21 protein-coding genes, 1 tRNA gene and 2 pseudogenes are annotated in these 26,358 nt (G+C 70.0%); 12 read left to right on the forward strand and 12 right to left on the reverse strand.

Annotated features, from left to right (window positions below):
- Nucleotides 1–27: 27 nt before the first annotated feature.
- Nucleotides 28–657, forward strand: a complete 630-nt coding sequence (locus ACTEI_RS01410) for a TetR/AcrR family transcriptional regulator (RefSeq protein ID WP_122975976.1) — start codon at nucleotides 28–30, stop codon at nucleotides 655–657.
- 13 nt (nucleotides 658–670) lie between these two features.
- Here the strand turns inward: ACTEI_RS01410 and ACTEI_RS01415 are convergent, their stop codons facing one another.
- Entirely contained in the window at nucleotides 671–1,873 is a 1,203-nt protein-coding gene (locus ACTEI_RS01415; RefSeq protein ID WP_122975977.1) for an amino acid deaminase/aldolase, read from the reverse strand.
- A gap of 234 nt (nucleotides 1,874–2,107) precedes the next feature.
- Between ACTEI_RS01415 and tmk the strand changes: the two are divergent.
- Nucleotides 2,108–4,231, forward strand: a pseudogene (gene tmk / locus ACTEI_RS01420) (dTMP kinase); the annotation flags it as partial.
- 181 nt (nucleotides 4,232–4,412) lie between these two features.
- Here the strand turns inward: tmk and ACTEI_RS01425 are convergent.
- The gene (locus tag ACTEI_RS01425; RefSeq protein WP_122975978.1) at nucleotides 4,413–5,678 is read right to left on the reverse strand and encodes an SGNH/GDSL hydrolase family protein; all 1,266 of its coding nucleotides are present in this window, start codon (nucleotides 5,676–5,678) and stop codon (nucleotides 4,413–4,415) included.
- A 197-nt stretch (nucleotides 5,679–5,875) separates the two neighbouring features.
- Here ACTEI_RS01425 and ACTEI_RS01430 point away from each other — a divergent pair, with 197 nt between their 5' ends.
- Nucleotides 5,876–6,925 (forward strand): endo-1,4-beta-xylanase, encoded by a 1,050-nt coding sequence (locus ACTEI_RS01430; protein WP_122975979.1) that lies wholly within the window; start codon nucleotides 5,876–5,878, stop codon nucleotides 6,923–6,925.
- Nucleotides 6,926–6,998: 73 nt separating this feature from the next.
- Here ACTEI_RS01430 and ACTEI_RS01435 read toward each other — a convergent pair whose 3' ends face one another.
- Complete coding sequence (locus ACTEI_RS01435) at nucleotides 6,999–8,141, reverse strand: DNA polymerase III subunit delta' (RefSeq protein ID WP_425321054.1); 1,143 nt, start codon at nucleotides 8,139–8,141, stop codon at nucleotides 6,999–7,001.
- Between the two features lie 636 nt (nucleotides 8,142–8,777).
- Between ACTEI_RS01435 and ACTEI_RS01440 the strand changes: the two genes are divergently transcribed.
- The 3 genes from ACTEI_RS01440 to ACTEI_RS01450 are packed head-to-tail and all read left to right on the forward strand — an operon-like array spanning nucleotide 8,778 to nucleotide 10,010.
- Nucleotides 8,778–9,104 (forward strand): YbaB/EbfC family DNA-binding protein, encoded by a 327-nt coding sequence (locus ACTEI_RS01440; RefSeq protein ID WP_122975981.1) that lies wholly within the window; start codon nucleotides 8,778–8,780, stop codon nucleotides 9,102–9,104.
- A gap of 1 nt (nucleotide 9,105) precedes the next feature.
- The gene (locus ACTEI_RS01445; protein WP_122975982.1) at nucleotides 9,106–9,402 is read left to right on the forward strand and encodes a hypothetical protein; all 297 of its coding nucleotides are present in this window, start codon (nucleotides 9,106–9,108) and stop codon (nucleotides 9,400–9,402) included.
- Nucleotides 9,402–10,010 (forward strand): hypothetical protein, encoded by a 609-nt coding sequence (locus ACTEI_RS01450; RefSeq protein WP_122981854.1) that lies wholly within the window; start codon nucleotides 9,402–9,404, stop codon nucleotides 10,008–10,010. The genes ACTEI_RS01445 and ACTEI_RS01450 overlap by 1 nt, the downstream gene beginning before the upstream one ends.
- Before the next feature lie 599 nt (nucleotides 10,011–10,609).
- Here ACTEI_RS01450 and ACTEI_RS01460 read toward each other — a convergent pair.
- Nucleotides 10,610–12,487 (reverse strand): hypothetical protein, encoded by a 1,878-nt coding sequence (locus ACTEI_RS01460; RefSeq protein WP_145830794.1) that lies wholly within the window; start codon nucleotides 12,485–12,487, stop codon nucleotides 10,610–10,612.
- Between the two features lie 156 nt (nucleotides 12,488–12,643).
- Here ACTEI_RS01460 and ACTEI_RS01465 point away from each other — a divergent pair, with 156 nt between their 5' ends.
- Nucleotides 12,644–13,486 carry a PSP1 domain-containing protein gene (locus ACTEI_RS01465; RefSeq protein WP_122975984.1) on the forward strand — a complete coding sequence of 281 codons (843 nt, stop codon included), beginning with the start codon at nucleotides 12,644–12,646 and terminating at the stop codon, nucleotides 13,484–13,486.
- Nucleotides 13,487–13,570: 84 nt separating this feature from the next.
- On the opposite strand, the gene ACTEI_RS01470 is transcribed toward ACTEI_RS01465, so the two are convergent.
- A complete protein-coding gene (locus tag ACTEI_RS01470; protein ID WP_122975985.1) occupies nucleotides 13,571–14,116 on the reverse strand; it encodes a TIGR03086 family metal-binding protein in 546 nt (181 codons plus the stop codon).
- Nucleotides 14,117–14,154: 38 nt separating this feature from the next.
- On the opposite strand from ACTEI_RS01470, the gene ACTEI_RS01475 reads away from it, so the two are divergent.
- Nucleotides 14,155–15,030, forward strand: coding sequence for a helix-turn-helix domain-containing protein (locus tag ACTEI_RS01475; protein ID WP_122975986.1), 876 nt, complete (start codon nucleotides 14,155–14,157; stop codon nucleotides 15,028–15,030).
- A gap of 94 nt (nucleotides 15,031–15,124) precedes the next feature.
- Here the strand turns inward: ACTEI_RS01475 and ACTEI_RS01480 are convergent, their stop codons facing one another.
- Entirely contained in the window at nucleotides 15,125–16,909 is a 1,785-nt protein-coding gene (locus tag ACTEI_RS01480) for a metallophosphoesterase (protein WP_203723740.1), read from the reverse strand.
- 114 nt (nucleotides 16,910–17,023) lie between these two features.
- Between ACTEI_RS01480 and ACTEI_RS01485 the strand changes: the two genes are divergently transcribed.
- Nucleotides 17,024–17,097, forward strand: a tRNA-Thr gene (locus ACTEI_RS01485).
- A 17-nt stretch (nucleotides 17,098–17,114) separates the two neighbouring features.
- Here ACTEI_RS01485 and ACTEI_RS01490 read toward each other — a convergent pair.
- The 4 genes and pseudogenes from ACTEI_RS01490 to ACTEI_RS01495 form a co-directional block, all read right to left on the reverse strand.
- Nucleotides 17,115–17,609 (reverse strand): site-specific integrase, encoded by a 495-nt coding sequence (locus ACTEI_RS01490; protein WP_239082538.1) that lies wholly within the window; start codon nucleotides 17,607–17,609, stop codon nucleotides 17,115–17,117.
- Nucleotides 17,610–17,620: 11 nt separating this feature from the next.
- Nucleotides 17,621–17,903: pseudogene (locus tag ACTEI_RS37975) on the reverse strand (replication initiator); the annotation flags it as partial.
- An 88-nt stretch (nucleotides 17,904–17,991) separates the two neighbouring features.
- On the reverse strand, nucleotides 17,992–18,858 hold the full coding sequence (locus ACTEI_RS36655; RefSeq protein WP_145830795.1) for a DNA methylase: 867 nt from the start codon (nucleotides 18,856–18,858) through the stop codon (nucleotides 17,992–17,994).
- A complete protein-coding gene (locus ACTEI_RS01495) occupies nucleotides 18,858–20,141 on the reverse strand; it encodes a class I SAM-dependent methyltransferase (RefSeq protein WP_203723741.1) in 1,284 nt (427 codons plus the stop codon). The genes ACTEI_RS36655 and ACTEI_RS01495 overlap by 1 nt, the downstream gene beginning before the upstream one ends.
- A 1,066-nt stretch (nucleotides 20,142–21,207) precedes the next feature.
- On the opposite strand from ACTEI_RS01495, the gene ACTEI_RS01500 reads away from it, so the two are divergent.
- The 3 genes from ACTEI_RS01500 (at nucleotide 21,208) to ACTEI_RS01510 (ending at nucleotide 24,883) form a co-directional block, all read left to right on the forward strand.
- Nucleotides 21,208–21,963 carry a hypothetical protein gene (locus ACTEI_RS01500; protein WP_122975989.1) on the forward strand — a complete coding sequence of 252 codons (756 nt, stop codon included), beginning with the start codon at nucleotides 21,208–21,210 and terminating at the stop codon, nucleotides 21,961–21,963.
- Between the two features lie 569 nt (nucleotides 21,964–22,532).
- The gene (locus tag ACTEI_RS01505) at nucleotides 22,533–23,816 is read left to right on the forward strand and encodes a glycosyltransferase 87 family protein (RefSeq protein WP_122975990.1); all 1,284 of its coding nucleotides are present in this window, start codon (nucleotides 22,533–22,535) and stop codon (nucleotides 23,814–23,816) included.
- 116 nt (nucleotides 23,817–23,932) lie between these two features.
- Entirely contained in the window at nucleotides 23,933–24,883 is a 951-nt protein-coding gene (locus ACTEI_RS01510; RefSeq protein ID WP_239082544.1) for a phosphatase PAP2 family protein, read from the forward strand.
- A gap of 447 nt (nucleotides 24,884–25,330) precedes the next feature.
- Here the strand turns inward: ACTEI_RS01510 and ACTEI_RS01515 are convergent, their stop codons facing one another.
- Entirely contained in the window at nucleotides 25,331–25,564 is a 234-nt protein-coding gene (locus tag ACTEI_RS01515; protein ID WP_145830796.1) for a hypothetical protein, read from the reverse strand.
- A 450-nt stretch (nucleotides 25,565–26,014) separates the two neighbouring features.
- Nucleotides 26,015–26,212, reverse strand: a complete 198-nt coding sequence (locus ACTEI_RS01520; protein ID WP_122975993.1) for a helix-turn-helix transcriptional regulator — start codon at nucleotides 26,210–26,212, stop codon at nucleotides 26,015–26,017.
- Nucleotides 26,213–26,358 lie beyond the last annotated feature (146 nt).

The following is a 26,358-nucleotide window of genomic DNA, read 5'->3' on the forward strand; positions in this document are numbered from 1 at the left end:
CTCACTGTTGAGAGGGAGTGGCGACGCGTGTCGACACCAACCGTCACCACCGGCCCGCTGCGGCGGGTTCCGGTGCAGGGCAGAAGCGTTGCCCGGGTACAACGCATGCTCGACGCCTGTGCCGAGCTGGTGGACGAGGTCGGCTATGAGGGCCTGACCACCACCCTGCTGGCGGAGCGCGCCGAGGTTGCCATCGGCTCGGTCTACCAGTTCTTCCCGGACAAGCGGGCCATCGTCCAGGCCCTGGCACTGCGCAACATGGACGCCTATCTGCAGAGCCTCTCCGACCGGTTCGCGGCGGAGACGTTCACCCACTGGTGGGACGCGGTGGATGCGGCGATAGACGGTTACATCCACATGCACCGCAGCGTCCCCGGTTTCCGTACGCTGCACTTCGGCGACGTCGTCGACCTGCACCTGCTGGACTCCGACCGGGACAACAACGCGGTGATCGCCGAGCGGCTGGCCGAGTTGCTGATGCAGCAGTTCCAGCTGATGGACCGGGCCCGGCTGCGGTTCGCGCTGCAGATCTCGGTGGAGGCCGCCGACGCGCTGATCAAGCTGGCGTTCCGGCGCGACCCGAGCGGGGACGAGTCGGTGCTGACCGAGGTCAAGGCGCTGATCCGGGAGTACCTGCACCGGCACGTCTCGGCCTGAAGCGTGCCGGGGGTCAGCCCAGGAAGGCATGGCCCTCTCCCCGGTACGTCGGGGCCGGCGCCGCTGTCTCGCCGTCGATCAGCTGCAACTCGTTGACGTGCTCGCACAGCTCGCCGGCCTTGGCGTGACGGAACCACACCCGGTCGCCCGGGCGCAGCCGGTCGGCGGCCGCGCCCCGCAGCGGTGTCTGCACCTCACCGGGACCCTCGTCGCCCTTGAACGAGAGCCCCTCGGGCAGGTACGGCGTGGGCAGCCGGGACGCCTCCGCCGGCCCCGAGGCGATCCAGCCGCCGCCCAGCACGGTGGCGATCCGCGGCGCCGGGCGACGGACCACGGAGAGCGCGAAGAACGCCGCCGGGGTGGGCCGCCAGCTGCGGTACGCGTCGAACAGGGTCGGGCCGTACAGGCCGGAGCCGGCGGTGACCTCGGTGACCGACGGGTCGGCGCCGGTGGCGGCGACGCTGCCGGTCCCGCCGCCGTTGACGTACTCCAGCTCGGCGTGCTCGCGGACCGCCCGGACCGCCGCGGCGCGCCGCTCCAGCAGCTCCGCCCACGCGCGGCTCTGCATCAGCCGGATGGCGCGGGCGCGCAGGGCCCGGCCCGGCGGGGCGTCGCCCACGCCGGCGATGTGTGCCTCGTACGACATCATCGCGACCAGCCGGAACCCCGGCCGCGCGGCGATCCGGCGGGCCAGCGACCCGGCCTGGGCGGCGGAGTGCACCGGGGAGCGGCGGACCCCGACGTGCAGCGCTCCGGCGGGCCTCCACGACGCGTCGAGATCGAGACAGAGCCGGACGTCCGGCCGGGCGCCCGGCGCCGATCGGTCGACCAGATCCAGCTGGGACGGGTGGTCCACCATGATCGAGATGGCGGCGGCCAGCCGCTGGTCGCCGGTCAGCTCGCGCAGCGCGGCGCGGTCCGCGGTCGGGTACGCCACCAGCACGTCGTCGGTCACCCCGCGGCGCACCAGCCAGATCGCCTCGGCCAGGGTGTACGCCATCACGCCGCGCCATCCCGGCCGGGCCAGCACCCGCTCCAGCAGGGCCCGGCAGCGCACCGATTTGCTGGCCACCCGGATCGGTTTCCCGGCCGCCAGGGCGGTCAGCCGGTCCGCGTTGTCGTCGAACGCGGCCAGATCGACCACCGCGATCGGAGTCTCCAGGTGACCGGTGGCCTTCTCGAGTCGCCGGCGTAGCGCGTCGCGGTCGGTGAGCACACGCGCACGCTATCCCGAACCCGACCAACCCGAAAGACGCTCATCTCTGCTCCACCCGAAGGTGCGCACCCCCGATGACCTGGGGCGGCCGGATACAGTGCTGGCGAGCAGTGACCACGGGGAGGTAGGGCCATCAACACCGAAAGCCGCCAGGAGACCGCGCCGGTAGACCTATCGGGTGCGGCCGCGCTGCGCTCGGTCCTGCGCATCCGTCCGTTCCGCCGGCTCTGGCTGGTGCTCGGGCTCGCGTCCTTCGGCGACTGGATCGGCCTGCTGGCCACCGGTCTCTTCGCCTCCGCCCAGTTCGACAACTCGGCGGCGCAGGGCGCCGCGTTCGGCGGCACGATCGCCGTGCGCCTGCTGCCGGCGCTGCTGCTCGGGCCGATCGCGGGTGTCTTCGCCGACCGGTTCGACCGGCGTTACACAATGGTGATCACCGACCTGATCCGGTTCGTGTTCTACGGCTCGATCCCGCTGGTCCCGTTGTTCGGCGGGTCCGCCGGGCTCACCGTCACCTGGGCCACCATCGCCACCTTCGTCGGCGAGACGATCACTCTGATCTGGATCCCGGCCAAGGAGGCCGCGGTACCGAACCTCATCCCGAAATCCCGGATCGAGATCTCCAACCAGCTCACCCTGGTCACGACGTACGGCATCACGCCGATCCTGGCCGCCCTCGGCCTGTCCGCGCTGACCGCGGGCGTGCAGCACTCCGGGGTCACCCTGCCGGACTGGGCGCAGCCGGTGCAGCTGGCGCTCTACCTGAACGCGCTGTCCCGGCTGGCCACCGCGCTGGTCGTGTTCTTCGGCATCCGGGAGATCGGCGGCAAGAGCGCGGCCCGGGAGCAGGCCGCCGAGCAGAGCATGACCCGGCAGTTCCTGGACGGGTGGAAGTACATCGGGCGTACCCCGCTGGTCCGCGGCCTGGTGCTGGGTATCTTCGGCGCCTTCGCGGCCGGCGGCGTGGTGATCGGCGCGGCCCGGACGTACGCCACCTCGCTGGGCGCCGGTGAGGCGGCCTTCTCGCTGCTCTTCGGCGTCATCTTCCTGGGGCTGGCGGTCGGTATCGGGCTCGGCCCGATGATCGTCAAGGAGCTGTCCCGGCGCCGCTGGTTCGGCATGAGCATCGTGCTGTCCAGCGGCTCGGTGATGTTCCTGGGCCTGGCCTTCCACCTGTCCATGGCCCTGCTCGGGGCGCTGCTGGTGGGCGCCGGCGCGGGCATGGCGTTCCTGGCCGGTCTCACCCTGCTCTACGGCGAGGTGGAGGACGCGGTCCGCGGCCGGGTCTTCGCCGTGGTGCAGATCGGCGTCCGGATGGTGCTGCTGCTGGCCATCACCCTGGCCGGCCTGCTCGTCGGCCTGGGCAGCTCCCGGCAGCTCGACCTGGGCGCGGTCAGCGTCGACGTATCGTCCACCCGGGTGCTGCTGCTGGTGGCCGGCGCGATCGGGATCTGGGTCGGGGTCGGCGCGTTCCGGCAGATGGACGACAAGAAGGGCGTGCCGGTCCTGGGCGACCTGTTCGGCTCGGTCCGGGGCCGCCCGCTCGCCCCGCCGGAGGAGTTCGTCCGGACCGGGGTCTTCGTGGTCTTCGAGGGCGGCGAGGGGGCCGGTAAGTCCACCCAGGTGAACCGGCTGGCCGACGCGCTGCGCGCGGAGGGCCGGGACGTGGTCGTCACCCGGGAGCCGGGCGCCACCGACATCGGCTCCCGCATCCGCGCCCTGGTGCTGGACAAGGAGCACGGCGCGGGGCCCTCGCCCCGGGCCGAGGCCCTGCTGTACGCCGCCGACCGCGCGCACCACGTCGCCACCGTGGTCCGCCCGGCGCTGGCCCGCGGCGCGGTGGTGATCAGCGACCGGTACGTCGACTCGTCGCTGGCGTACCAGGGAGCCGGGCGTACCCTGCCGGTCCAGGAGATCTCCTGGCTCTCCTCCTGGGCGACCGGCGGCCTCAAGCCCGACCTGGTGGTCCTGCTCGATGTGGACCCGGGCGTGGGCCTGAGCCGGGTCAGCGCCCGGGGCGCGGGCGCCGACCGGCTGGAGAGCGAATCCCGCGGCTTCCACGAGCGGGTCCGGTACGCGTTCCTCGACCTGGCCGCCGCCGACCCCAAGCGCTACCTGGTGCTGGACGCGGCGCGGCCGGCCGAGCAGATCGCGGCCGCGGTGTCGGAGCGCCTGACCCCGCTGCTGGTCGCGGCCACTCCGGCGGAGTCCGCGGCTACCCCGGCGGAGTCCGCGGCTACCCCGGCGGAGTCCGCGGCTACCCCGGCGGAGTCCGCGGCTACCCCGGCGGAGTCCGCGGCTACCCCGGCGGAGTCCGCGGCTACTCCGCCGCAGTCCGCCGCTACTCCGGCGCAGTCCGCGGCCACTTCGGGGCGATCCGGGGCTGCTTCGGCGGAGTCCGCGGCCACTCCGGTGGATCCGGCCGGCGAGGGGCCGGTGGCGCCCAGCGGGGCCGAGAAGCCCCCGGTGGACGGCCGCCCCTGACGGCGGGCGCCGCGGTTGCCGGTCCCGGGCCGTCGGCGGCGGCCCGGGGCGGCTCCTAATCGCGGAACAACCGCAGCGGCACGGCGGCCGCCATCGCGGCCATCCCGGCGTCGTTCGGGTGCAGGTGGTCGCCGCTGTCGTAGGCGGGGTTCAGCCGGAGCGGATCGGCCGGATCCCGCACCGCCGCGTCGAAGTCGATCACCCCGTCGTACTCGCCGGAGGCGCGGATCCACCGGTTCAGCGCGGTCCGCTTGCGCTCGTTCTCCGGGCTGTAGAAGCCGAGCGTGTCGTCCTTGAACGGCAGCACGGTCGCGCCGTACGCCCGCAGCCCGGCCTGATGCGCCCGCGCGATCAACTGGCGGTGAGCCCAGATCAGGTCGTCCGCCGAGACCACCTCGTCCGGCGGCGCGGACGTCCCCGGATGCCCGAGATCATTCACGCCGAGCAGGACCACCAGGAACGCCGCGCCGGGCTGGGCGAGCACGTCCCGGTCGAAGCGGCGCAGCGCGCTCTGCCCGAAGTACGCCGCATACCCGACAGCCGGGCTGCCGACCGGTGGGTTCGGGTCGTGCAGCAGCCGGTTGCCGGAGACGCCGACGTTGGCCACCCCGCGGCGCAGGCGCACCCCGCGCAGCCGCGCGGCGAGCAGGTCGGGCCAGCGGTGGTCGGCGTTCGCGGCGGTGTTCGCGCCGTTGGTGATCGAGTCGCCGAGCGTGACGATCGCGCTGCCGGCGGCCTGCACGCTCACTCCGGACAGGAACAGGTACTGCTGGATCGTGCTGCTCGGCGTCACGTGCCGAGCCGCCGTCACGTTGCCGGCGGCGATCACGTTGTCCTGGAACGCGAACGCGGCCAGCGTGGTGACCGGGGTCCGCTCCGGCAGGTGGATGCTGATCACCAGGTGGGCGCCGCCGGGGACGCGCAGCGCGACCGGGTCGCTGACGATCGGCGCGCCGGCCGGGACGGTGACCGACCCGCGCCCGCCGAAGGTGACCCGGCGGTCCGTGCCGGGCACGGCGTCGGTGCTCGCGCCGCTGCCGGCGCGCAGCGCCACCCGTACCTCGCCGATCCGCAGCGGGGTGTCGCCGAACTCGTTGGTGAGCCGGATCCGCAGCCGGTCGCCGCCGAGGCTGAGGCGGACCACCTGGCGCACCGTCTGATCGGTCAGGACCAGGGGCGCGGTGGGCGGGATCGTGGTCGCGACGGCCGCCCAGCTGGCGACCTCCCCGGGCGCGCCGGCCGCGGCGGCGGGGCTGCCGGGCAGCGTGCCGACGGCCGCGGCGGCACCGGTGAGTGCGAGGACCCGGCGTCTGGTAGTCATGTCACTCTCCGAAAGTTTCGGAAATCTTCGGGACAGATCTTCGTAACGTAGAGCCGCTCATCTATGGCGTCAAGAGCGGAATATCCGCTGCTGCGCGATGCGAACGCTCGCTCGATCATCGATGGACAATCTTGACGGCTCCCACTCATTGTGCATAACGTTTCGCCACGTCCTCGAAACTTTCGGAGGCTTTTCAGATGAGACTTGGTCGCATCGCCGCGGTCCTCGCGGTCGGTATCGCCATGGCCGGTTCCACGCCGGCCGGCGCCCACCCACGGGCGGACGACGATTCGCTACGGGCCGCCGCGCGCGGCTCCGGTGTACGGATCGGCACCGCCGTCGACATGTCCGCGCTCGCCGCCGACACGCCGTACCGGGAGGGCGTGGCCCGTGAGTTCGACACGGTCACCCCGGAGAACGTGATGAAGTGGGAGGCCGTCGAGCCGCAGCCCGGCGTGTACGACTGGGCCGCCGCCGACCGGCTGGTCGACTTCGCCCGCCAGAACGGGCAGCTGGTCCGCGGGCACACCCTGGTCTGGCACAGCCAGAACCCGGCCTGGCTGACCGAGGCCACGTACACCCCGGCGCAGCTGCGCACCATCCTGCGCAACCACATCTTCGCCGAGATGGGCCACTTCAAGGGCCGGATCTGGGCCTGGGACGTGGCCAACGAGGTCTTCAACGAGGACGGCACCCTGCGCGACACCATCTGGCTGCGGGCGCTCGGCCCCGGCTACATCGCCGACGCGTTCCGCTGGGCCCACCAGGCCGACCCGAAGGCGCTGCTGTTCCTCAACGACTACAACAACGAGGGCATCAACGCCAAGAGCGACGCGTACTTCGCCCTGGTCAAGCAGCTGCGGGCGCAGGGCGTGCCGGTGCACGGGTACGGGATGCAGGGCCACCTGGCCGTGCACTACGGCTTCCCCGACACCGTCCTGGAGAACGTGCGGCGCTTCGACAAGCTCGGGCTGAAGACCGCGTTCACCGAGGTCGACGTGCGGATGCAGCTGCCCACCGACAGTGCGAAGGTGCAGGCGCAGGCCGAGGGATTCGGGTCGCTGCTGCGCGCCTGTCTGCTGGTGAAGCACTGTGTGTCGTACACGGTGTGGGGATTCACCGACAAGTACTCGTGGGTGCCCGGCGTCTTCGAGGGGGAGGGGTCGGCCACCCCGGCTGACGAGAACTTCCAGGTCAAGCCGGCGTGGAACACGCTGCGGGACACGTTCCTGCTGGTCCGCCGCTGAGGCCAGCACGCCGCATCGGAGACCAGGCTGCGCCGGCACCGTCCGTCGGCGCAGCCGCTCCCGGCGCGGACGCTCAGCCCTTCCAGAGGTTGAGCATCATCGTCTCGACGGCGATCTCCGGTTTGACGTTCTGATTGATCGACTCCCGGCAGGCCAGCACCGCCTCCAAGCGGCGCAGCGTGCTCTCCGGCGACCACTTGCGCGCCGCCGCCTCGGACTGCGGCGCCGCGTCCCCGTGCACCACCGCCACCGGCGCGCGCAGCGCGGTGACCAGCACATCCCGGTAGAACCCGGCCAGGTCCACCAGCGCCCGGTCGAGCGCGTCGCGCTGCGCCCGGGTGGCCCGCGACTTCTGCCTCTTCTCCAGCTCCCTGATCTGCCCGGCCGCCCCGCGCATCGCGCCGGCCGCGCCCCGGCCGGTGCCGCCCGCGCCGAGCGCCTGCTCCAGCGCCGAACGCTCCGCGGCGTCGGTCTCCGTCACACTCGCCGCGGCCTCCGCCTTCGCCGCTGTGACCAGGGTCGCCGCCACGTCGAAGCAGGCACCCACCCCGGTCAGCCGTTTCGGCACCGCCAGCACCGCCTCCCGCCGGGCGCGGGCGTCCGCATCCGCCGCCAGCAGCCGGGCCCGGGTGATGTCGCCCTGCGCCGCCGCGGCCGCCCAGGCCGCCGTCTCCGCGGCGAGGCCGTCCCGCTCCACCAGCGCCGCGGCCAGCGCGTCGGCGGGCGGCTGGCGCAGCGCCACCACCCGGCACCGGGACCGGATCGTCACCGAGATGTCGTCCGGATGCGTGGACGGGGTGCAGAGCAGGAACACCGTCCGCGGAGGCGGCTCCTCGATCGCCTTGAGCAGCGCGTTGCCGGCCGCCTCGGTGAGGCGGTCGGCGTCCTCGATCACCACGACCTGCCAGCGCCCCCCGGACGGCGCACTGGCCGCACGCAACACCAGGGCGCGCATCTCCCCGACGCCGATGGAAAGCCCTTCCGGTACGACGAAGCGCACATCCGCGTGCGTGCGGCCGAGCACGGTGTGGCAGCCGTGACACTCGCCGCAGCCGCTCCCCTCCCGCTGACACTGCAGCGCCGCGGCGAACGCGCGCGCGGCCAGTGACCGCCCCGAGCCGGGCGGCCCGGTGAAGATCCACGCGTGGGTCATCGCCCCGCTGCCGACCGGCTCGCCGGCCACCACTCGGGCGGCGGCCGCGGCGGCCAGGCGCAGGGTCTCGACCGGCTCGTCCTGGCCCACCAGGTCGGAGAAGACATCGTGCGAGGTCACCCGACGATGGTATTGCGAAGCTCCGACATCGTCCGGACCGGTTGTCCCCCGTCCGGGTCGCGCAACGCGCCCTCCAGCGGGCGGGCGGTCTTCGGGGTGGGGCCTGCTCGCGCGGCTGCCCCCGTCCGTCGGGTGTCCGGTCTCCGTGGCGCGGTCCTGTCGTCGTCCGTCGGGTGTCCGGTCCCTGCGGCGCGGTCCTGTCGTCGTCCGTCGGATGTCCGGTCCCTGCGGCGCGGTCCTGTCGTCGTCCGTCGGGTGTCCGGTCCCCGCGGCGCGGTCCTGTCGTCGTCCGTCGGGTGTCCGGTCCCCGCGGCGCGGTCCTGTCGTCGTCCGCCGGATGCCCCGTCCCCGCGGCGTGATCCTGTCGCCGCCCCCGTGTTCGTTCCGTGCCGCCCGGTCCTGCCGCCCGCGTCCGCTTCGGGCTGTCGCCGGCCGCCCGGCCGCCGTCCCGCCACCGGTGTATCCGGGCGTGACGCCGTACGGAAGTTATCCACAGAGGACACCACGGCCCCTCCGGGGCCGGTAGATTCTGCTTCCGGAACGCGACGGCGACATGACGCGTGGTGAGGAGCTCGGTGCATGGCCCGGGAGATCGATGAGGCGTGGATCGATGAGGCGATCGACCGGTACAAGCGCATCGACGGCCTGCGCGCCGAGTTCGACCAGGCCGTGGCGGCGCACCAGGTCTCGGTGCACTCGCCGGACCAGTCGATCGAGGTCGTGGTGACCGCGGCCGGCGACATCGTCGACGTCCGGGTGCACGGTGGCCTGCGGCAGCGCGACACCGTCGAGTTCTCGCGGCAGCTGAAGGCCGTCGTCACCAGCGCCACCGAGGCGGCCCGCTGGGCACGGGAGAAGCTGCACGCCGAAATCTTCGGCTCGTTGCACTCCTTGGAGGGCCACTGACATGGACCGACTCGCTGACCGGATCGACCGGGCCGCCGCCGCGCTGGCCACGATCGACCGGCGTGTCCCCGAGCTGCAGCCGGGCGGCGCGGTGTTCGGCGCCGACGACGCCGGGCGTCCCGGCCGGGTGGGCCGGCGACTGCACGAGAGCTGGACCGCGGTGTTGCAGGCCCGAGCCGGTGAGGCGGCCAAGCTCGCCGAGCGGCTGTCCGATCTGGCCCAGTCGGTGCGGGACGGATCGCGCGACTACGCCGAGACCGACGAGGCCGTCCAGCGCCGTCTCCTGCGGGGGCTGTGATGGACCCGCTCGATCGATTGATGGCCGCCGCCGGACCTTTGCTGAGCCGGGTCGACCAGGTGCTGTCCACGGCCGGCGCGCCGCAGGGGCACCGGGTCTGGCCCGAGCTGCGCCGGGTGCGGCTGCTTCCCGGCGACGCGGCCCGGGCGGTCGCCGCGTTGCGCCCGGCCGCGGTCGCCGAGGCGGCGCCGCAGCTGCGCGCGCAGGCCCGGGCCTGCGCCGACACGGCGGACGCGCTGCCCGTGGCCACGAGCTGGACCGGCGACGCCGCCGAGGCGTACGAAGCGGCCCGCCGCCGCGCCGCCGAGCAACTCAACGCCGGCCCGGACAGCCTCTCCCGCCGGATGACCGCGACCGCCGACCTGGCCGACGCGCTCACCGACTGGATGACCAGCTCCCGTCACGAGCTGGCCGGCGCCCTGGCCGAGGCTCTCACCTCCGCCGAGGCGATGGCCCTGGCCACCGGCGGTGGCTTCCCCGATTCCGGCGAGGCCCGCGCCGCCGCTGACGTCGCGGCGTTGCTGCTCCGCACGGTCGGTGACAGCTACGACCGCGCCGAGCATCTCCTGGCGGACGCCGCTCCGCTGAGATCCCCGCAGCCGGTCTGACCGCCGGCAACGGGTCGCGCGATGTTCACCGCCTCGCCGAGATCGCCGAAGATGCGCAACATCGCCGGTGACCCGCGGGTCTCGGTCGGTCTCTGCGCGCCGCTGGCCGGGCCGGCCAGCAGCCGCGGCGCGACTCCTCGGCCGCGCCCGGGTGCCCGGCCGGACGACCCGGCGCGGCTGCCCTGCCGGGAGGGGTTCCGCCGGGAGAGCGAACACGCCCGACGCGGCCGCCCGCTCACCGAACCACCCGCGGAGACCCTGGTCGTCATCGAGCCGGACCGCATCGTCTGCACCGAACACTGGATCCGCCGCGACGGTTTCGCCCCACGCCCGATCCGGCGGCGGCCCGCCCCTGACCGCGGAACCCGTGTGCCCGCACGATCGACAGGTCGTGCAGGTGCCGCTGGTTGGTGGCCGCCTACCGAACCGGCCCGATCCGGCCGGTAGGCGACCACCAAGTCACTGTCGTGACGCGGAGCCGGGCATGTCGCTCATCCCGACGTCCGCAGTCTCCCCCGGCGCCTGCTGAGCGGGCGATCCGGAACATCATGAGTCCTGGCGGCGCTGCCGGCCGCCCGATGAGCGGGCGATCCGGAACATCATGAGTCCCGGCGGCGCTGCCGGCCGCCCAGCAGGAATGCGCACAGCCCGCCGGCCAGCAGCCCCGCCCCGGTGATGAAGAGCTGCCCGATCGGCGGACCGGTGATCGGCAGCGTCTCGCGCGTCGCCCGCGTTCCGGCCCCGGCGGACCGCTCGCCGGGCTCCGGCGTCACGGCGGCCGCCTCCAGCATCCCGATGCCGAGGTCGGCGACCACCGTGGACGGTTTCCGCCCGTCCCCGGCCGCACCGGCGGTACGCAGCACCGACACTTTGATCGCGGTGGCCCGGGCCACGAGCGCGCGCCCCTTCGTGGCCTGCCGGGCCTCGCCGAGCGACACCCGGACGATCACCCCGCCGGTGCCGTCCGCCGCCGGTGCCCCGGCTCCCGGCGGGCCGGACTTCGCCGTGGACGGCGCCGGCAGCCCGGGAATCGACGGTAGCGGCGAGGCCCCGGCGGGCAGCACCGGTACGAGCTCGGACTCGGTCACCGGCCCGAGGTCGCGCAGGGTGACGTCGACGTGGTCACCGGGCGCGTCGAGACGCGTACCGGAAAGGCCCGAGCCGGACACCTCGACGACCGCGGGCCGATAGCGGACCTCGCCACCGTCCACGGCCGACATGCCGACCCGCAGGGTCGGCGCCCGCAGCACCCGGACCCGCACCCGGCCACCGGCGAGGTCGATCCGGCCGGCGTTCACGGTCGCCGAGGCGACCGATTCCGCGCGTCCGCCGCGCCGGTTCAGCGCGGTGCTGCTCAGGCTCGACATCCTTTCCGGTACGCGCACCAGCTCCCCGTTCCCGCCGGTCAGCGTGACGCTGTCCAGCCTCGTCGCGGACCGTGAGATCTCCCCGCCGGCCGCCCCGCAGCCCATCGCCGTTTCCCAGCGCGCGTACGCGGACACGGTTCCGCCACCCACCTGGAGCGGTCCGAACCGCCCCGGCCCGGTGTGCTGCTCGGTCGGCTCCGGGTGCGACGGTGGCGCCTGCTGCAACACCTGCTCCGCGGCGGGCGCGCCGGGTGCCCGACCGTTCAGCACCAGCCCGGCCGCCGCGGACTTCACCGGCGCGTTCGCGATCATGACGGTACGGGCGTCGCCGACCCCGACACCGCGGATCAGCGGTGCACGGTCCCCCGGGCGGCGGCCGAGCGTGGCGGGAACGAGCCTGCCAGCCGGTGGCGCCACCGGGGCGGACACGTTCGATCCGGTGCCGTCGCGGGCACCGGCCGGGTCCGGCGGCCCGTCGGCCGGCCTGCCGTTCACGCTCGGCGGCCCGTCGGCCGGACCGCCGTTCGCGCCTCCTGGGCCGTCGGGGCGGGCCGGACCGCCGGAGCCGCCCGGACTCTGCGGGGACGGCGGGGCGCTGTCCGTCGTACCCGAGCCGGCCGGAGGCCGCCCGCCACCCGGCGCCGGAGTGCCCGCGCCGGGCTCCTCCGGCGCCGGCCCGGTGCTCTCCGGTGGCGTCGTCGACGGCCGCTCCCGGCCCTCGCCCTCCGGGATCCCTCCCTCGTGCTCGCGTTGCGGGACACCGCGCAGGTCCAGCCGCTGCACCCGGAGCAGCTCCGCCTCGGCCTGCGCCGCATACCGCTCGGCCCGCGCACACCGCGCCGGAGCGATGCGCCCGGCGGCGGATCCGGCGCGCCCGGCGGCGGATCCGGCGCGCCCGGCCCCCGCCGCCACCGGCCCGCCGATCGCCGCGGCGAGCCGGGACGGCGAGACTCCGGGGCCGGGTGCCGCCACCCCGGGTGGGGGCATCGACGCGGCCCGCGCCGCGGCGCTCACCTCGGGCGATGCGGCGAGCGCGGGCAGCGGCGCGGCGAGCGCGCCCGCGAAGCCGAGCGCGGCGACGCTGGCGGCCATCGACCTGGCGGGTGTCATGGCGGTTCCTTTCGACGCGAGCCGCCGGGGCGGCGTCTACGGGACTGGCCAACGAAGGTCGATGGGGGTGGTTGCGCGGTATCTATGCGACAACCCTCGCGGGTAGTTCAAAACCGGCATTTGGTGCGGCTTGCTCGGGGCCGTAGGGTTGGTCGCATGGGCATGCTGTGCGCGGTCAGCTTCAACCGGTATGGCCGCCTCTACTACCTCGACCCGGGTGAGTTCACGCCCTCGGTCGGCGACCGCGTGCTGGTGCCGACCGACGACGGCCCCGAGGTGGCGGAGTGCGTCTGGGCGCCGCAATGGGTCACCGAGGACACCGACGGCTTTCCCAAGATCATGGGGCTCGCCGCCGACGACGACCTGCGCCGCGACGAGCTGCTCCGCAAGCGCAAGGCCGAGGCCAAGGTCGCCGCCAAGAAACTGATCAAGGCGCACGAGCTGCCGATGAAGGTTGTCGCCGTCGATCACGTGCTGGACCAGGGCGGCGCCAACGGCCCGCGTACGACGATCTACTTCACCGCCCCGCACCGGGTCGATTTCCGCTCACTGGTCCGGGACCTCGGCGCCACCCTGCACTGCCGGGTCGAGCTGCGCCAGCTCTCCGCCCGCGACTCGGCCCGGGTGCAGGGCGGCATCGGCTCGTGCGGCCGGGACCTGTGCTGTGCCACCTTCCTCACCGACTTCGAGCCGGTCACCATCCGGATGGCGAAGGACCAGGACCTGCCGCTCAATCCGCTGCGCATCTCCGGCGCCTGCGGACGCCTGATGTGCTGCCTGAAGTATGAACATCCGCTGTACGCCCGTTTTGCGGAGTCCGCCCCCTCCATCGGCTCGCGAGTGACGACGCCTGAAGGCGACGGTCGGGTGGTCGCACACAGCGTCCCCAAAGACTCCGTGATCGTGCGGATGGATGCGGACGGCTCCCGATGCTCGTGCTCACGAGCTTCCGTCTGCGGGCCGAGACAGGCACATGAGGAGCGATACAGCGAAGGCTGAGCTCCACGGGACCGGGTGGATGACCAGGTCACCCACCGAGCAGGTCGGCCCCGGGGACCATCTGGTCCGCACCGTCGCCGAGGGTCAGGCAACCCGGCCGAGACGTGCGAGAACCCGGGTGGTGCGATCGCCGTCGGTGGTGGTGATCGCTGGTCGGCACATGCCGTCCATGTGCAGAGCCTCGCCGAGGCGGTCGGCGCCCTGCTCGATCCGGTCGAGCTCGGCGTCGGTGAGGCCGGCGTCAAGCCCGGCGGCGCGGGCCAGGTCCCACCGGTGGATGTACATGTCCCACACGTAGAACTGCTCGAAAGTCGCCCCGATCGTCGTCGGGCCGAAGAACCAGTCGATGGTCCGGCCGACGTGGTCGTCATCCGCCAGGGCGTCGAGCACACGCCGGGTGTGCTGGTGCCACGCGGCGACCGGGTCGGTGTCGAAGTCCGGCGCACTGCCGAGATTCACGCCGTTGGTGGTCAGCGTCTCATGCTGGGTCTCGGCGAGATGCCTGACGACGTCCCGCGCGCTCCAGCCCGCGCAGGGGGAGGGCGCGTCCCATGCCTGCGGCGGCACCGCCTCGACGACGGCGGTCAACGGGCGGAGGGCGGTCTGGTACTGCGTCGCGGTGTCGGTCATGCGTGGGACCCTATGAGCATGGCTCCAGGTGGGACTTGATGAAACCCGACACCGCCGGCGGCATCGACGTCGACGCTGAGGCCGGCGTCGTCGTGAGCACGGTGCGCCGTAACCCGGCGGAGCTGGCGCATCTGACCGGCCCGCCCGACGCCTGTCACCGGACCTACCGGCACGCCGCGAGCGCGGACCTCGCCGGGCTGCTGCGTCGGTTCTGGATTCCGGTCTGGTCCGTGCCGCCGGGGGAGGAGGCGCCGCAGCGGATCCTGCAGGATCCCGCCTGCCTCGTCGTGATCGGCGGCGACTACGCGCGCTTCTACGGCGTCGCGCCCGAGCTGTCGACGACGACGCTCAGCGGTGACGGATGGGCCGTCGGGTTGGTGCTGGCGCCGGCTGCGGGTCACAGGATCGCCGGCCCGGTCGGCGACCTCAATGACCGCTACGTCGACCTGGAGGAGGTGCTCGGCGACGACGGGCGAGCCGTCGCCGACCGGGTACGGAGCCTTATGGCGCCGAATCCGCACGACCCGGCGGCCCACCGAGCCGTCATGGGCGCGTGCGAGGACACCTTGCGACGCTTCCTGCCGCTCGACGCGGACGGCGAACTCGTCAACGCTCTGGTCGCCGCCGTCGAGAACGATCGGGAACTGCTGCAGGTCGCGCAGATCTGCGAGCGGTTCGACATCGGCGAGCGAGCCCTGCAGCGCCTCCTGCGCCGCCGCCTCGGGCTCACCCCCAAGTGCCTCATCCAGCGCCGGCGGCTGCAGGCGGCCGCTGAGCGGCTGCGTCGGGAGAGCACCACTCAGGCCGATCTGGCCGCCGCCGTAGGCTACGCCGATCAGGCGCACATGATCCGGGACTTCGTGCACGTCACCGGGACGACCCCCGGGCAGTTCCCCGCGGCGCAGCGATCATGACACCTGCCCAACGGCGCGACCAGGCGCGGACCGACCCGATGCTGAAAGTGGTCGTTCGGAGCCCGGGTGAGCAGCCCGCGCGCGGGGCAGCGGCCTACTCCCGGCCGCCGCGCGCGGTCGGGATCGTGGCGTGGCCGGGGTGGGGCGTGCCCGGCCCGGCGATGACGATCGGTGGCTCGATGCGGTGCACGGTGAGGGGTTGCTCGGGGCGCAGCCACGGCGCGTGCGGCTCACCGTCCGGGTCGGCCGCCCACCTGTGGCAGACCCGGTGCACGCCGAGCGGGTGGATGGTCAGCGTGCCGGTCGCGTCGATGTGCAGGCGCAGGAAGCTCTTCGCGTCCTCGATGCCCTGCCCGGCGTACAGCTCGTTGAGATTGACGTCGAACGCTCCGGCGACCAGCAGGTAGAGCGCCAGCAGCTGGGTCGCCGCGACGGCGATCACCGGGCCGTACAGGATCGCCGCGATGGCGAACGGTCCCGGCCACGCCCAGTCCTGGAACGGCAGCCGCAGCCACACCCACGTGCCCCCGGCGGCGAGCGCGATCTGTGCCAGGCCGTGGGTGACGCCGAGGATCCAGTGCCGCGCGTGTTTCGACGAGGCCGCGCCCGGCGGTTTCGCGAACAGCACCGTACCGGCCAGGATCAGCACGAGCATCAGCACCAGCGGGATGCTGAACAGCCGCTGGATGCTGCCGCCCTGCCGGGCCGCGCCGGCCATCGGCAGCATGGTCAGGGTGTGGATGATGCCGAGCATCGTGGCGAAGCCGGCGTTGCGTCGCGGCACCCGGTGGAACACGCCCCAGCTCAGCCGCCGGGACGTCCGTACGTCCGGGAAGCGGGCCACCAGGTCGTACTCCCGGCTGCGGCTGCGGTTGCGGGTCATGCTCTCGCGCGGCGGCACGACGAGCCGCTGCGGCAGCTTGTGGGTGCCCAGAAGGTACGCCCCGCCGCCCCCGCAGGTGATCAGTTCCCGGTCCTCGCCGGTGTAGCGCGCGTAGTGGTGCAGGTCCCCGGAGACGAGCACGCGCACCTGGGCACCGGTGGGCGCGAGGATGGTGCGGATGAAGTAGTCGACCGCGTCGTACGCCTCGGGGTGGACCTCGGCCTTCACCCACGTGGGCGACGGCGTCATCAGGATGACCCGGTCGTCCGGCTCGACCTGCCGGGCGGCCCGCTCGAAGTAGAGCAGCTGCGGATCGTCGATGTACGCCCCGAACTGCTCGTCGACCGCGAACAGCCACCAGTTGCCCGGCAGCTTCACGGCGAAGTACGACCGGCGCTGCTCGGTGCGCCACCCGCCGATGTGGCCGTCCTTGCGGCGGGCGAACAGGCGCAGGAAGGCGGTCAGCCCGTCGTACCAGTCATGGTTTCCCGGCAGCGCGAACAGCGTGGGGCGCGGCTCCCCGGGCGGCGCCTCCGGCAACGCCGCGCGGTACGGCCCCTTCATCCGGTTCTCGTAGCCGTCGCCGCTGGCCAGCGGGTAGACCTGGTCGCCGCCCATCAGCAGCAGCCGCCCGCGCGGCAGCACGGCGCCGTCCACGGCGAGCTCGCGCTGGGCGAGCAGCCAGGCGATCGAATACGTCGCGTCGAAGCCGTCCCCGAGGTCGGCGACGTAGTCCAGCCAGATCTCGCCGTCGGCGGTCGCCGAGTGATCGAAGAAGTCGTCATCCAGCGCGTTCTGCAGCTCCCGCTTGTCCATGTACGCGCCGAACAGGATGGCGAGCAGCGCCCGCAGGCCGGTGCTGAGCAGCAGCAGCGGCGCGAGCCAGCCGATCGGCTTCCGGGGCGTGAACCCGAGCTGCTGCGGATCGAGACTGCTCGGCCGCGACGGCACGGCCCGCTCCGCCTCGGCCGGACGCGGCTGCGGAACGACAGGCATCGACTGATCGTTCGTCACGACAGGCACACTAGTCGCGGGGTACGACAACCGCCCGCGCGGAAGAGCAACCCGGGTGAGCGGCGGTCGGTCGATGCCGTACACTGAGTCACTGTTGCCGCCTTAGCTCAGTCGGCTAGAGCGACGCACTCGTAATGCGTAGGTCGTCGGTTCGATTCCGACAGGCGGCTCGGGGAGAAAGCCCAGGTCAGTGACCTGGGCTTCTTCTTTTGAAGAGATCGACGACGGCGTCCGGTAAGCCCGCAGTCCGCAGATGGTCCGCGCCCCGTGTGGCGGTCTGGTCGAGGCGGTCCGCTACGTGGTCGAGGTCGCCCTCGAAGAGGTCCGCGTACACGTCGAGGGTCATGGCCGCGGAGGCGTGGCCGAGCATCCGCTGGACCGCCTTGACGTTGGCGCCGGCCGCCACAGCGAGAGACGCCGCAGTGTGCCGCAGGTCGTGCGGAGTCAGGCCGGTCAGGCCCACCGATTCCGCCGCCGGAGTGAAGAACCGGGGCCGGAAGTTCGTGTTCCGCAGCGGCCCTCCGTTCGGCGAAGTGAACACGAGCGCGTCTCTGGACTTGCCGGCAACGTGAGCGGCCAGTTCCTCGACGAGGAAACGCGGGATCGGCACGGAGCGCCGCTGGTGGTTCTTCGGAGTGCCCTCGATCAGCTCCCCACGTACTTCGCTGAATACCACCGCCACGTTGACCCGGCGCCTGCGTACTGGACGTTCCAACCCACGGCGCGGCGCAGGTTCTGCCAATACCTGTCGAGCAGCCGTGGGAAATGGACGGCGTCCCAGGCCGCGCCGATAGTCGTACCGGGCCGGGTCGATGGGTGTGCCGAGCAGCGGGTCATCGTCGGTGTGCCGGCGACGGCAGGCACACGGCCGCCCGGCGTGGATCGAGTGGACCGGGCCGTAACTGTCCAGGGTCGGAGTCAGCCACATCGAGGGCCGGTGCTCGAGCGCAGGGATGCGTTGGAAATACTCACCGACCTAACGTGCGACCACACCCCTGCTCTATGCCATGAAGGCTGGATGGGATGGCGGAAGGGCGGCAGCTGCCTTCGAGTGGCCGACCTAACTAAGCAAAGGTTCGAAGGAACGCAATCGCATCAATGGCGCCGGCAAAACTAGCCTCAATGTGATCGCCGTTGGTGTAGACCAGCCTAACTTCGAACCGAATAAATCGCGCAGTCGCGGGACCGATTGAGTAAGAGTCGATAGCCAAGATGGCTTGCTCTAGTTCGGTGAACTGTTGCGGATTGCCATGCAGAGGAACTACAGTGACGTAGTCGACCTTGCGAATAATGCGCCCCTCTAGCTCCGCAACAAAGACTTCAAGATCTTTTTTCATGGTCTCGCGCAGATCGGCAGCTAGCTCTTGGCGCTTCGGTAGAGATTTGCCATTAAAAGCGTCGCATTGCTTCTGCCAAAAGTGATCTGGGGTGCCCTCACCGAGTCCGTTGATGTCAATCCCGTGTCGCGAGAATACCGCCACTGTCCGGACGAAGTCAAAATGAAGCACAACGTATCCATTGGTCGTAAGCTGGGTGAGAGCTGGCTTGGTCCACTCGCCAGCTACGACGGCGGCCCCGGTTGGCTTCACTTTAGCCCATGCCATAAGGACCGGGTCCAAAGCACCAGAAATTTCCTGGGCTTTAGCTTTGCTGTGTTTTGTATATCGACGCCATGCCGACTCGATGAATGCAGCTGGATTCCCCTGCTTACTCCTGGTGCCGCCGCGTTCAAGCACGAAATCGAGATCGTGCCCATTACCCTTACCGTCCCGCCATGTCACCTTCTTCCCTGAGCGGACCCCCGGCCTATCCCCGAAGCTGTCAAGGTAAAGGTCGTGCTTTCGGGCAAGATCCTGCAAAACAGGCTTGAGTGCTGCTTCCAACACACCGCCGATGATCTGCCCTAACAAGTGACCAGGTGCTTCTGCCATCAGTCGACCACCCAAAGCCGTCCCTCGTGGAGCGGCACTCGATGCTTCCGATTTTCCCACTTATCGTTACGAGTGCGAACCTTCTCAAATCTCCAGTCACGGAAGCCTGCTGCGATAGCAAGCGTGCCAAGCCACTTTTCGACGGGAACATGAACTCCGTAGGGTGCGGAGTCGCCGACAACGAAACATACTTGGCCACCAGTGGCAGTGGACCGTCGAATCTGTTGCCAAGCGGTGGCCATGTCATCGAAGTACGCCACAATCATCGAGTGATAAGCTTTCTTACCTCCTTTCGTCTGTCGAACCTCCGCTAGTTCAGCGTAAACCTCGGCGAGTTCCGCGCGTATGGGATCAAGGCCCGGCGAACTTTCCAGAACAGCATGGCCGTCATACCGGGCCATCTGCTGCGTACATGACCGTACAAGTTTTTGCCGGAGCGGCTTAAGGTCGCCCCAGGATGCGATATCGCCAAGAAAGGTCATTTCCAATCTGGCGCTATCGGCATAATCATAGTTGTTGGCGTATGGCGGCGATGTGATCACTAGGTCCGCCCAACCTTCGCCAATTTCGAAGGGTTGCCTTACGTCAGCCTCAGAAAGCAGTGCCTGTGGCGCGGAAGGTAGCTCAGACTGGCGCAATGCCATGTCGCGGCCCATAATCTCTACTTGCTCTTGGAACGCATCGAAAGCCAGAGCCACCTTGGCTTTAGACTTGCCAGGGAGGACATACTGCCATTGTGCCGTACCCACGGGTGAACACTTACGAAGGATGGCAACCAAAGCTAACCACAGCAGGTCATCGATGTCATCCCCCTGCTTGTACTCGTCGAGGGCGTTACGAAGAGCGAGCAAGGGACCAAGCGACTCCGGGGGGAAGCACTTGACGGTAAGATCGCTAGCCTCCGACAAGTCAGGTTGCAGATCATCGGCAGCAGCAATGACCTTCTTGGCGCGGACTCGAAACTCGTCTACGTTGGCGCTCCAGAGGAGCTTAGCTTGAGCTACGCGAGCGACAAAGGGGTGGAGCTCGACCCCTGCGCTCTCGGCTCCCACTGCTTGGGCTGCGAGTAGCGTCGTGCCAGAGCCCGCGAACGGATCTAGGACGCGTCTTGCGGCATGCTTCTCAACCTCGGTTGCTACCCAGTCCGCGGAGAAGCCAGCTGAGTAGCGGAACCATCGGTGAACTGGCAGGGACATGTTGTTCGCAAAGGTCGTGCTGTTCGTCGACCTCCGCGTTACCGCCGCGGGCTCGGCGAAGAGGGTCGATTGAATCGGCTGTGGCATGGGGCGATGCTACGGCACAGATGACATAGACGGCGTTTGCAGTGCCGCTAGGAACAGGGGTAGGGACCGGCAGCGGGCGGCGAACGGAAGCACGGGACACGGGCGGCCAAGCTGTGTCGAGGGTCAGGGAGCGTTTGCCCGCGTTCGAACACGTGTGTCCTAGTCTCGCACGCATCGCGCGAACCCAAACCACAGACAGGAGTCTTGCGCCGGTTAGTCAATCTTGGCGTTTTCATCCATCCGCAACGCTGGGCGCCTTGTCGAAGACATCTGGACGTGTACGGTGAGGGCATGGTTGATCAGGCGGCTCACCTTTTCGTGATCGGGGAACGCCGAGCGCTCGCATGGGTCCTCACACAATCAAAGATGGGTTTCACCAAGCCTGGCGATGCACGGTCCCTATCGGCAGGGGATATTGCTTACATATACACGACCAGATCATGCTTTGGTAATCCAAAAGTCCATCGAAGCCGCGTCATTGGTAAAGCCCGAGTGCTTTCCAAAATTCGCTACTTGAGCCGACGGCAGATAGTTGGCGGACATATCATTTCAGCCGACTGCGAGATTGAACTGATGAACCTATGTCCGTACGGAGATGGTGTTGACTTTGCGGCCCTCGTTCCCAGACTTTCTGGTTTTACAGACTCTGGGTGGGCCACCCAAGTCCGGCGCAGCGCTCGACCGCTGGCCCAAGGGGATGCGAGCATATTGAGTGCCGAACTGCATAAACTGGCTGCCGCACCCGCCCTCGTTATCCAAGATTATCTGACCCGGGAAGATAGTGGGGCGGCAAGCCATGACGCCGGTCGTGCGTAACGAATCGCAATGAATATGCTGGCGTTGACAGCTAAAGCTGACACCTACCTGCTCGCTCGTGCTTGACGAATTGCTCGACGGTCGCGCCCGCCCAATGCTGCGGCATGAACAGACTGCCGAATTAGTCTTTTCTGGATCAAGGCGCCGCGCAAGCGCGGCGCGGGCCGGTCGCGCTCGGCCTGCTGGCGGGCTCCGCCGGCATCGGCCGGCACGCCGGCCAGGACTTGATCGACGCGGACACAATGACGCCATGGGTGAGGTTCAAAGCTGGGTGGTGCCGATCAGTGCGAAGACCGCTGGCGCGTTGGTGGGCGGCGGCGTTGGAAGCTTGATCGTGCTGGCCGGCTTGGCGACAAGCAATCCGCTGCTGGTGATCGGGGGGCCGGCGTTGGCCGCTGCGGCCACTGAGCGCATGACCGAATTTGCTGTGAAGCAGTGGACCGATCGAGCGGAGCGCGTCGAGCGATTCGGGACTACTGCTGCTGAGCAGTCGGGTACCTCGCTGGAGACGCTGCTCGATGATGCGGTAGCGGATCCACAGAAGCTGGAGGTTCTCAGCCGGGCGGCTGAGGCCGCATCACGGGCTCTCGATCAGGAGAAGATCGATCTGCTGGCCCGCGTCTACGCATCAGGCGTTTACGACCAGGCGTTGATCGATGAGAGCAACATCCTGATCGACAATATTCGACAGATCGAGGGGCCGCACATCCGAGTCATGCAGGTCTTGGCCTCGCCAGGTCCGCGCACCTTGAAGATCGGCGAGAAGGACGCAGGGCAAACGATCGAGGCTTGGCCAGAACCGGAACTTGCCGTCGCGGCCAAGGCTGGAGATGCGTTGTCGGCGCTCATCGCGAAGCTGGTCAGCCTAGGGTTCGTCTACGACGAGGGACAGGGGCGTTGGGACTACCAGCCGTTCTGGCAGCTCACTCCTCTCGGTAGGAACTGCCTCACCTACCTGGCACAGAGGGTGCCGTCGGACCACGATGGTGTCGGGTCGGCGTCGTAGATGCTGCCGCGCCGCTTCGCGGCTTGCCCTCGAATATCGGGGTGCGGCGGTGGCGATGGTCGCTGAGGGCTCGTGCGGTTGTGCGCGGTAGCGCCGACCACGAGAGACGACCGGCCAAGATCGAGTAGTCCGCATCTGGTCCGCGCGAAGTCCGCAGAGGCAGTGAAGTGCTGTCAGATCTTGACAAGCGTTTCCGCAGTTCAGCGACGTTCGCGCAGCTAGATCAACGATTTTGTTTGGTCTCGTAATGCTTAGGTCGTCGGTTCGATTCCGACAGGCGGCTCAGAAAGAAACCCCAGGTCACCGACCTGGGGTTTCTTCTTTTGATGAATTCCACGACGGTCCGGTCCGTCGATGGTTCGCATCCTGCCGTGCGACCCGGTCGAGCGGTCCGCCACCCGGTCGAGGGGCGGCTCCTTGATCCAAGGGCGGCGCGGGTGATCCACAGGTCAGGGGCCCGGTGGGCCAGGCCCGGTCGATCCGGTGGCGCCGGCCGCCCGGCTCAGGGGAGGGCGACCCGACATGGCGCCCCGTATACTTTGCCCTCCACAAATCGGACAGGATAGTTGATGCCCTCACCCTCGGCTGCACTCACACCTACCAAGCGCAATCTGATCGTGGCCGCCTGGATCGTGGCCGGCATCGTGGCGGGATTGCAGGCTTGGGGCGGGCTGAGCCGGCCGTTGCCGGACCGGCTCTCCGACATGCAGGTCTACCTCGGCGCGGTGGGCGATCTGTGGGGCGGCGGCAGCCTCTACGACTTCGCGGCGCAGAACGGCGCGGCGCCGTTCACCTATCCGCCGTTCGCCGGCCTGGTGTTCGCTGTGCTGCACTGGGTGCCGTTCACGCCGATGGCCGTCATCTGGGAGATCTGCACGTTCGCCGTCGTGGTCGGCATCGCGGTGGTGGTGGCCCGGCGGGCCGAGATCACCTTCCTGGACCGGCGTGTGCTCGCCCCGCTCCTGGCCCTCGTGCTGTTCGCGTCCGCGCCGATCTCTAGCAATTTCCGGTTCGGGCAGATCAGCGTCTTCCTGGTGGCCGCGGTCCTGGTGGACGCCCTCCAGCTCGCGTCGCCGCGCTGGCGGGGGATAGCGACCGGCATCGCCGGGGCGATCAAGCTGACTCCGATGGTCTTCGTGCCCTACTACTGGTTCTCCGGTCAGCGTCGTACCGCGATCGTCTCCACCATCACGTTCGTGGTGTGCAGCGGACTCGGCTGGCTCGTTCTGCCGGGCGACTCGGTGCGGTTCTGGTTCACCGAGATCTGGGACGTCAACCGGGTGGGCAACATCGCCACCGGCGGCAACCAGTCGCTCAACGGCGCGATGCTGCGCTGGGGTCTGCCCGAGGGCGCCCGGACCGCCGCCGCCGTCATCGGCCTGATCGTCGTTGCCGTGGCGCTGTACCGGGCTTCGCTCGCGTACCGGCAGAATCGCCTGCTGCTCGCGGCCGTGACCGTCGGTGCCGCTGGGTTGGTGCTCTCCCCGGTGTCCTGGACACATCACCAGGTGTGGTTGGTGCTCGGCGCGCTGCTGGTGGTCGGCGCCAGCCGGGCGCTCATGATCGGCTGGTCGGTTCTGGTCCTGCTGGTGATGATCGTGCCGGTGACGTCCCTGGGGTCCGCGCTGGGCGACGAGGTCGTGCTCGGCAACGCCCGGCTCTGGCTGGCCGTGGCCCTGGCGGCTGTCGTCCCGGCCATTCTCCGGCCGGCCGGGAACGGGACGGCGCCACCGGCGGGCCGGAGCGGCGGATCGGGCCACCCATCAGCCGTCCAGGAAGGCGCTAGTACCCTTCCGCAACGCAGGACTGGGGCCGGTCCGGCTCGCACCCGTGATCGAGGAGTTCTCCCATGACCGACCATGTCGTCGCCGATGCCGCCGAACCACCGGCGCGGGTCGACCAGGAGCACGAGCGAACCGCGCCTGAGCTGGACCGGAAGGCCCCGGCGGGCCGGCGCAGGACGCTCGCGATGGGGTGCTGGGTGGCGCTGTTCGTCGCCGCGGTGCTGTCGTGGGGTCTGCCGACGGACCCGGTCTACGCGTTCCTGTGGCTGTGGGCGCTCGCTGTCGCCTGGCGTTTCGGCCGTCCCTGGCGCGAGCACCTGGCCTTCGCCAGGGACTGGGTTCCCGTCGTCCTGCTGCTGACCCTCTACAACCTGTCCCGCGGCTTCGCCGACAACATCCGTACGCCGCACGTGACCGAGATGATCGACGCCGACAGGTGGATGTTCGGTTGGATGACCGGCGGCGAGGTGCCGACCGTCTGGCTCCAGCAGCGCCTCTACGTACCGGACGACGTGCAGTGGTGGGAAGCGCTCGTCAGCATGGTCTACCTCTCGCACTTCGTCGCCTCGCTCGGCACCGCGATCGTTCTCTGGCTGGTCGCCCGTCACCGCTGGGCCCAGTTCATGCGTCGCTGGTTCGTCCTCGGCCTGGCCGGCCTGGCCACGTACTTCGTCTACCCGGCGGCACCCCCCTGGTGGGCCGCGGTCAACGGCTACCTGGACCACAGCGTGCCTCGGTTGAGCCTCCGCGGCGGCCAGGAACTGGGTATGCACGGCGCCTTCAGCATCGTCAAGCTGGGCCAGGCGGCCGCCAACCCGGTAGCCGCCATGCCGTCGCTGCACACCGCCTACGCGTTGATGGTCGTGCTCTTCTTCGCGCTGATGGTCCGCAAGCGTTGGTGGCCGCTGCTGGCCCTCTACCCGCTGGCGATGACATTCACGCTGGTCTACTCCGGGGAGCACTACGTCATCGACGTGCTGGTCGGCTGGGCCTACGTGGTCTTCGCCTTCACCGTCGTGTGGCTCGGCGAACGCTGGTGGCGCGAGCGCCGCGCGCGAACCGCGGCCGACGGCACACCTGTACGCGCCGAGCAGCGGGAACCCAGCGCCGACGGGTCGGTGAGGACCTCGGTGTAACCGCATCGACCGAGTCGCTTGCGGCTCGCGGACAGTTCGCCTTCGAAGTGAATTCGAAGGCGTTTCTGTTTGTTGGGAAATCGTCCGCGAGCGGTGCGGCCCGATTCGATTCGACCGCGTTCTTCGGGCGGACCGTCTTGTGGATGTCGGCGTCGGAGGCCGGGGGTGGTGCGAATCCGGACGCTGATTCGTGAATGCGTAACGGAATGGGTTACGCGATGAACGGGTCCGGTGCGATCCTGTTTCTTTCCGGACTTATCCGTATGGTCGGCGGGATGGATGGTCCGCCCTGACTGACGCGGAACTCCGAGTGACGTATCTCGTGCGAGGTCGTCACTCGGAGTTCCGCGAATTCATGCCTGGCCGGGGTGGGATACGGCATTTCCCGTACGTCCGTCACCGTCCTGGACGGTCACCGGGCGTACGCCGCGTCTCCCCCGTGACGGGTCAGACCCGGACCGCGCCACCCTCGTAGGTGGAGCCGCTCACGCTGTTCCACGCGCTCCGGTAGGTGCCGCTGCCGTGCGACTTGGTGATGGAGCAGGTGTCGCCGGAGTAGTACTTGCCGCTGCAGCTGCTGTAGGAGCCGCTGGGCGTGACGATGACCAGCTTGCCGCTGATGTAGGTGCTGTTGCTGGCCACCGTGACGTAAGCCTTGGCGGCGGTCGAGCTGGTCTGCACCACGCAAACCTTGAAAGAGCCCTGGCTCAGGGAGTAGGTGAGGCAGCTGGGGGTGTATGCGAACGCCGGCGAAGCCGGGAGAACGGCGAGCGATGCGACCGCGGCCGCGCCCGATGCGATAGCCGTCAGGACGCCACGCTTCAACTTGCTATTCATGCTGATTTTCACTGAGCCTTTCCCCGTTGTGGAACACGCGTTGAACGCCGAGGAGACGAACCGGAATTCCTCGGTGCGCCCGAACTCTATATCAACGTGGGGGAACCTTTCAATGGATCTTCTTTATGGGCGCCGTACGGTAGATGGGCCCCGGTCCCGTGGGTGACGGTGAGTGACGCGGGTGGGGGCGCGACGGCGCTCGGCGTGGCCGGCGGCGCCGAGCGTGGTGACGGTCCCGCGCCGGAGAGCCGTGCCAGGGTGCTCACCCCGCCGGGCGGTCGCCCGGCTGTCGGCTCAGGACTCCGGGTCCTCGGCGATCTCGGGCCGGTGCTCGCGGATCCACGCCTCGACGTCCTCCACCCGCCACACCGAGCCCATCACGAGCTCGTCGTACGGCTCCGGGAAGCCCTTCTGCCGGGTGATGACGTGGGCGCGCTGGCGTGTGACGCCGAGCCGGTCGGCGATCTCGCTGGTGTCGTAGAGGCGTCCCATACCCACATGATCACGCTATGTACTCTCGCACTTGATGGTGAGAAACGGTCGAGTGCGGCGACATCTGTCAACGACAGGTGTAATGTCCGCGACGGCGGCGGTGGGCACGTCCAGCGTCGAGAGCGGTTGCGCTCGCCGCCGTCCCC

The organism is Actinoplanes teichomyceticus ATCC 31121 (genome assembly GCF_003711105.1).
Classification (GTDB): domain Bacteria; phylum Actinomycetota; class Actinomycetes; order Mycobacteriales; family Micromonosporaceae; genus Actinoplanes; species Actinoplanes teichomyceticus.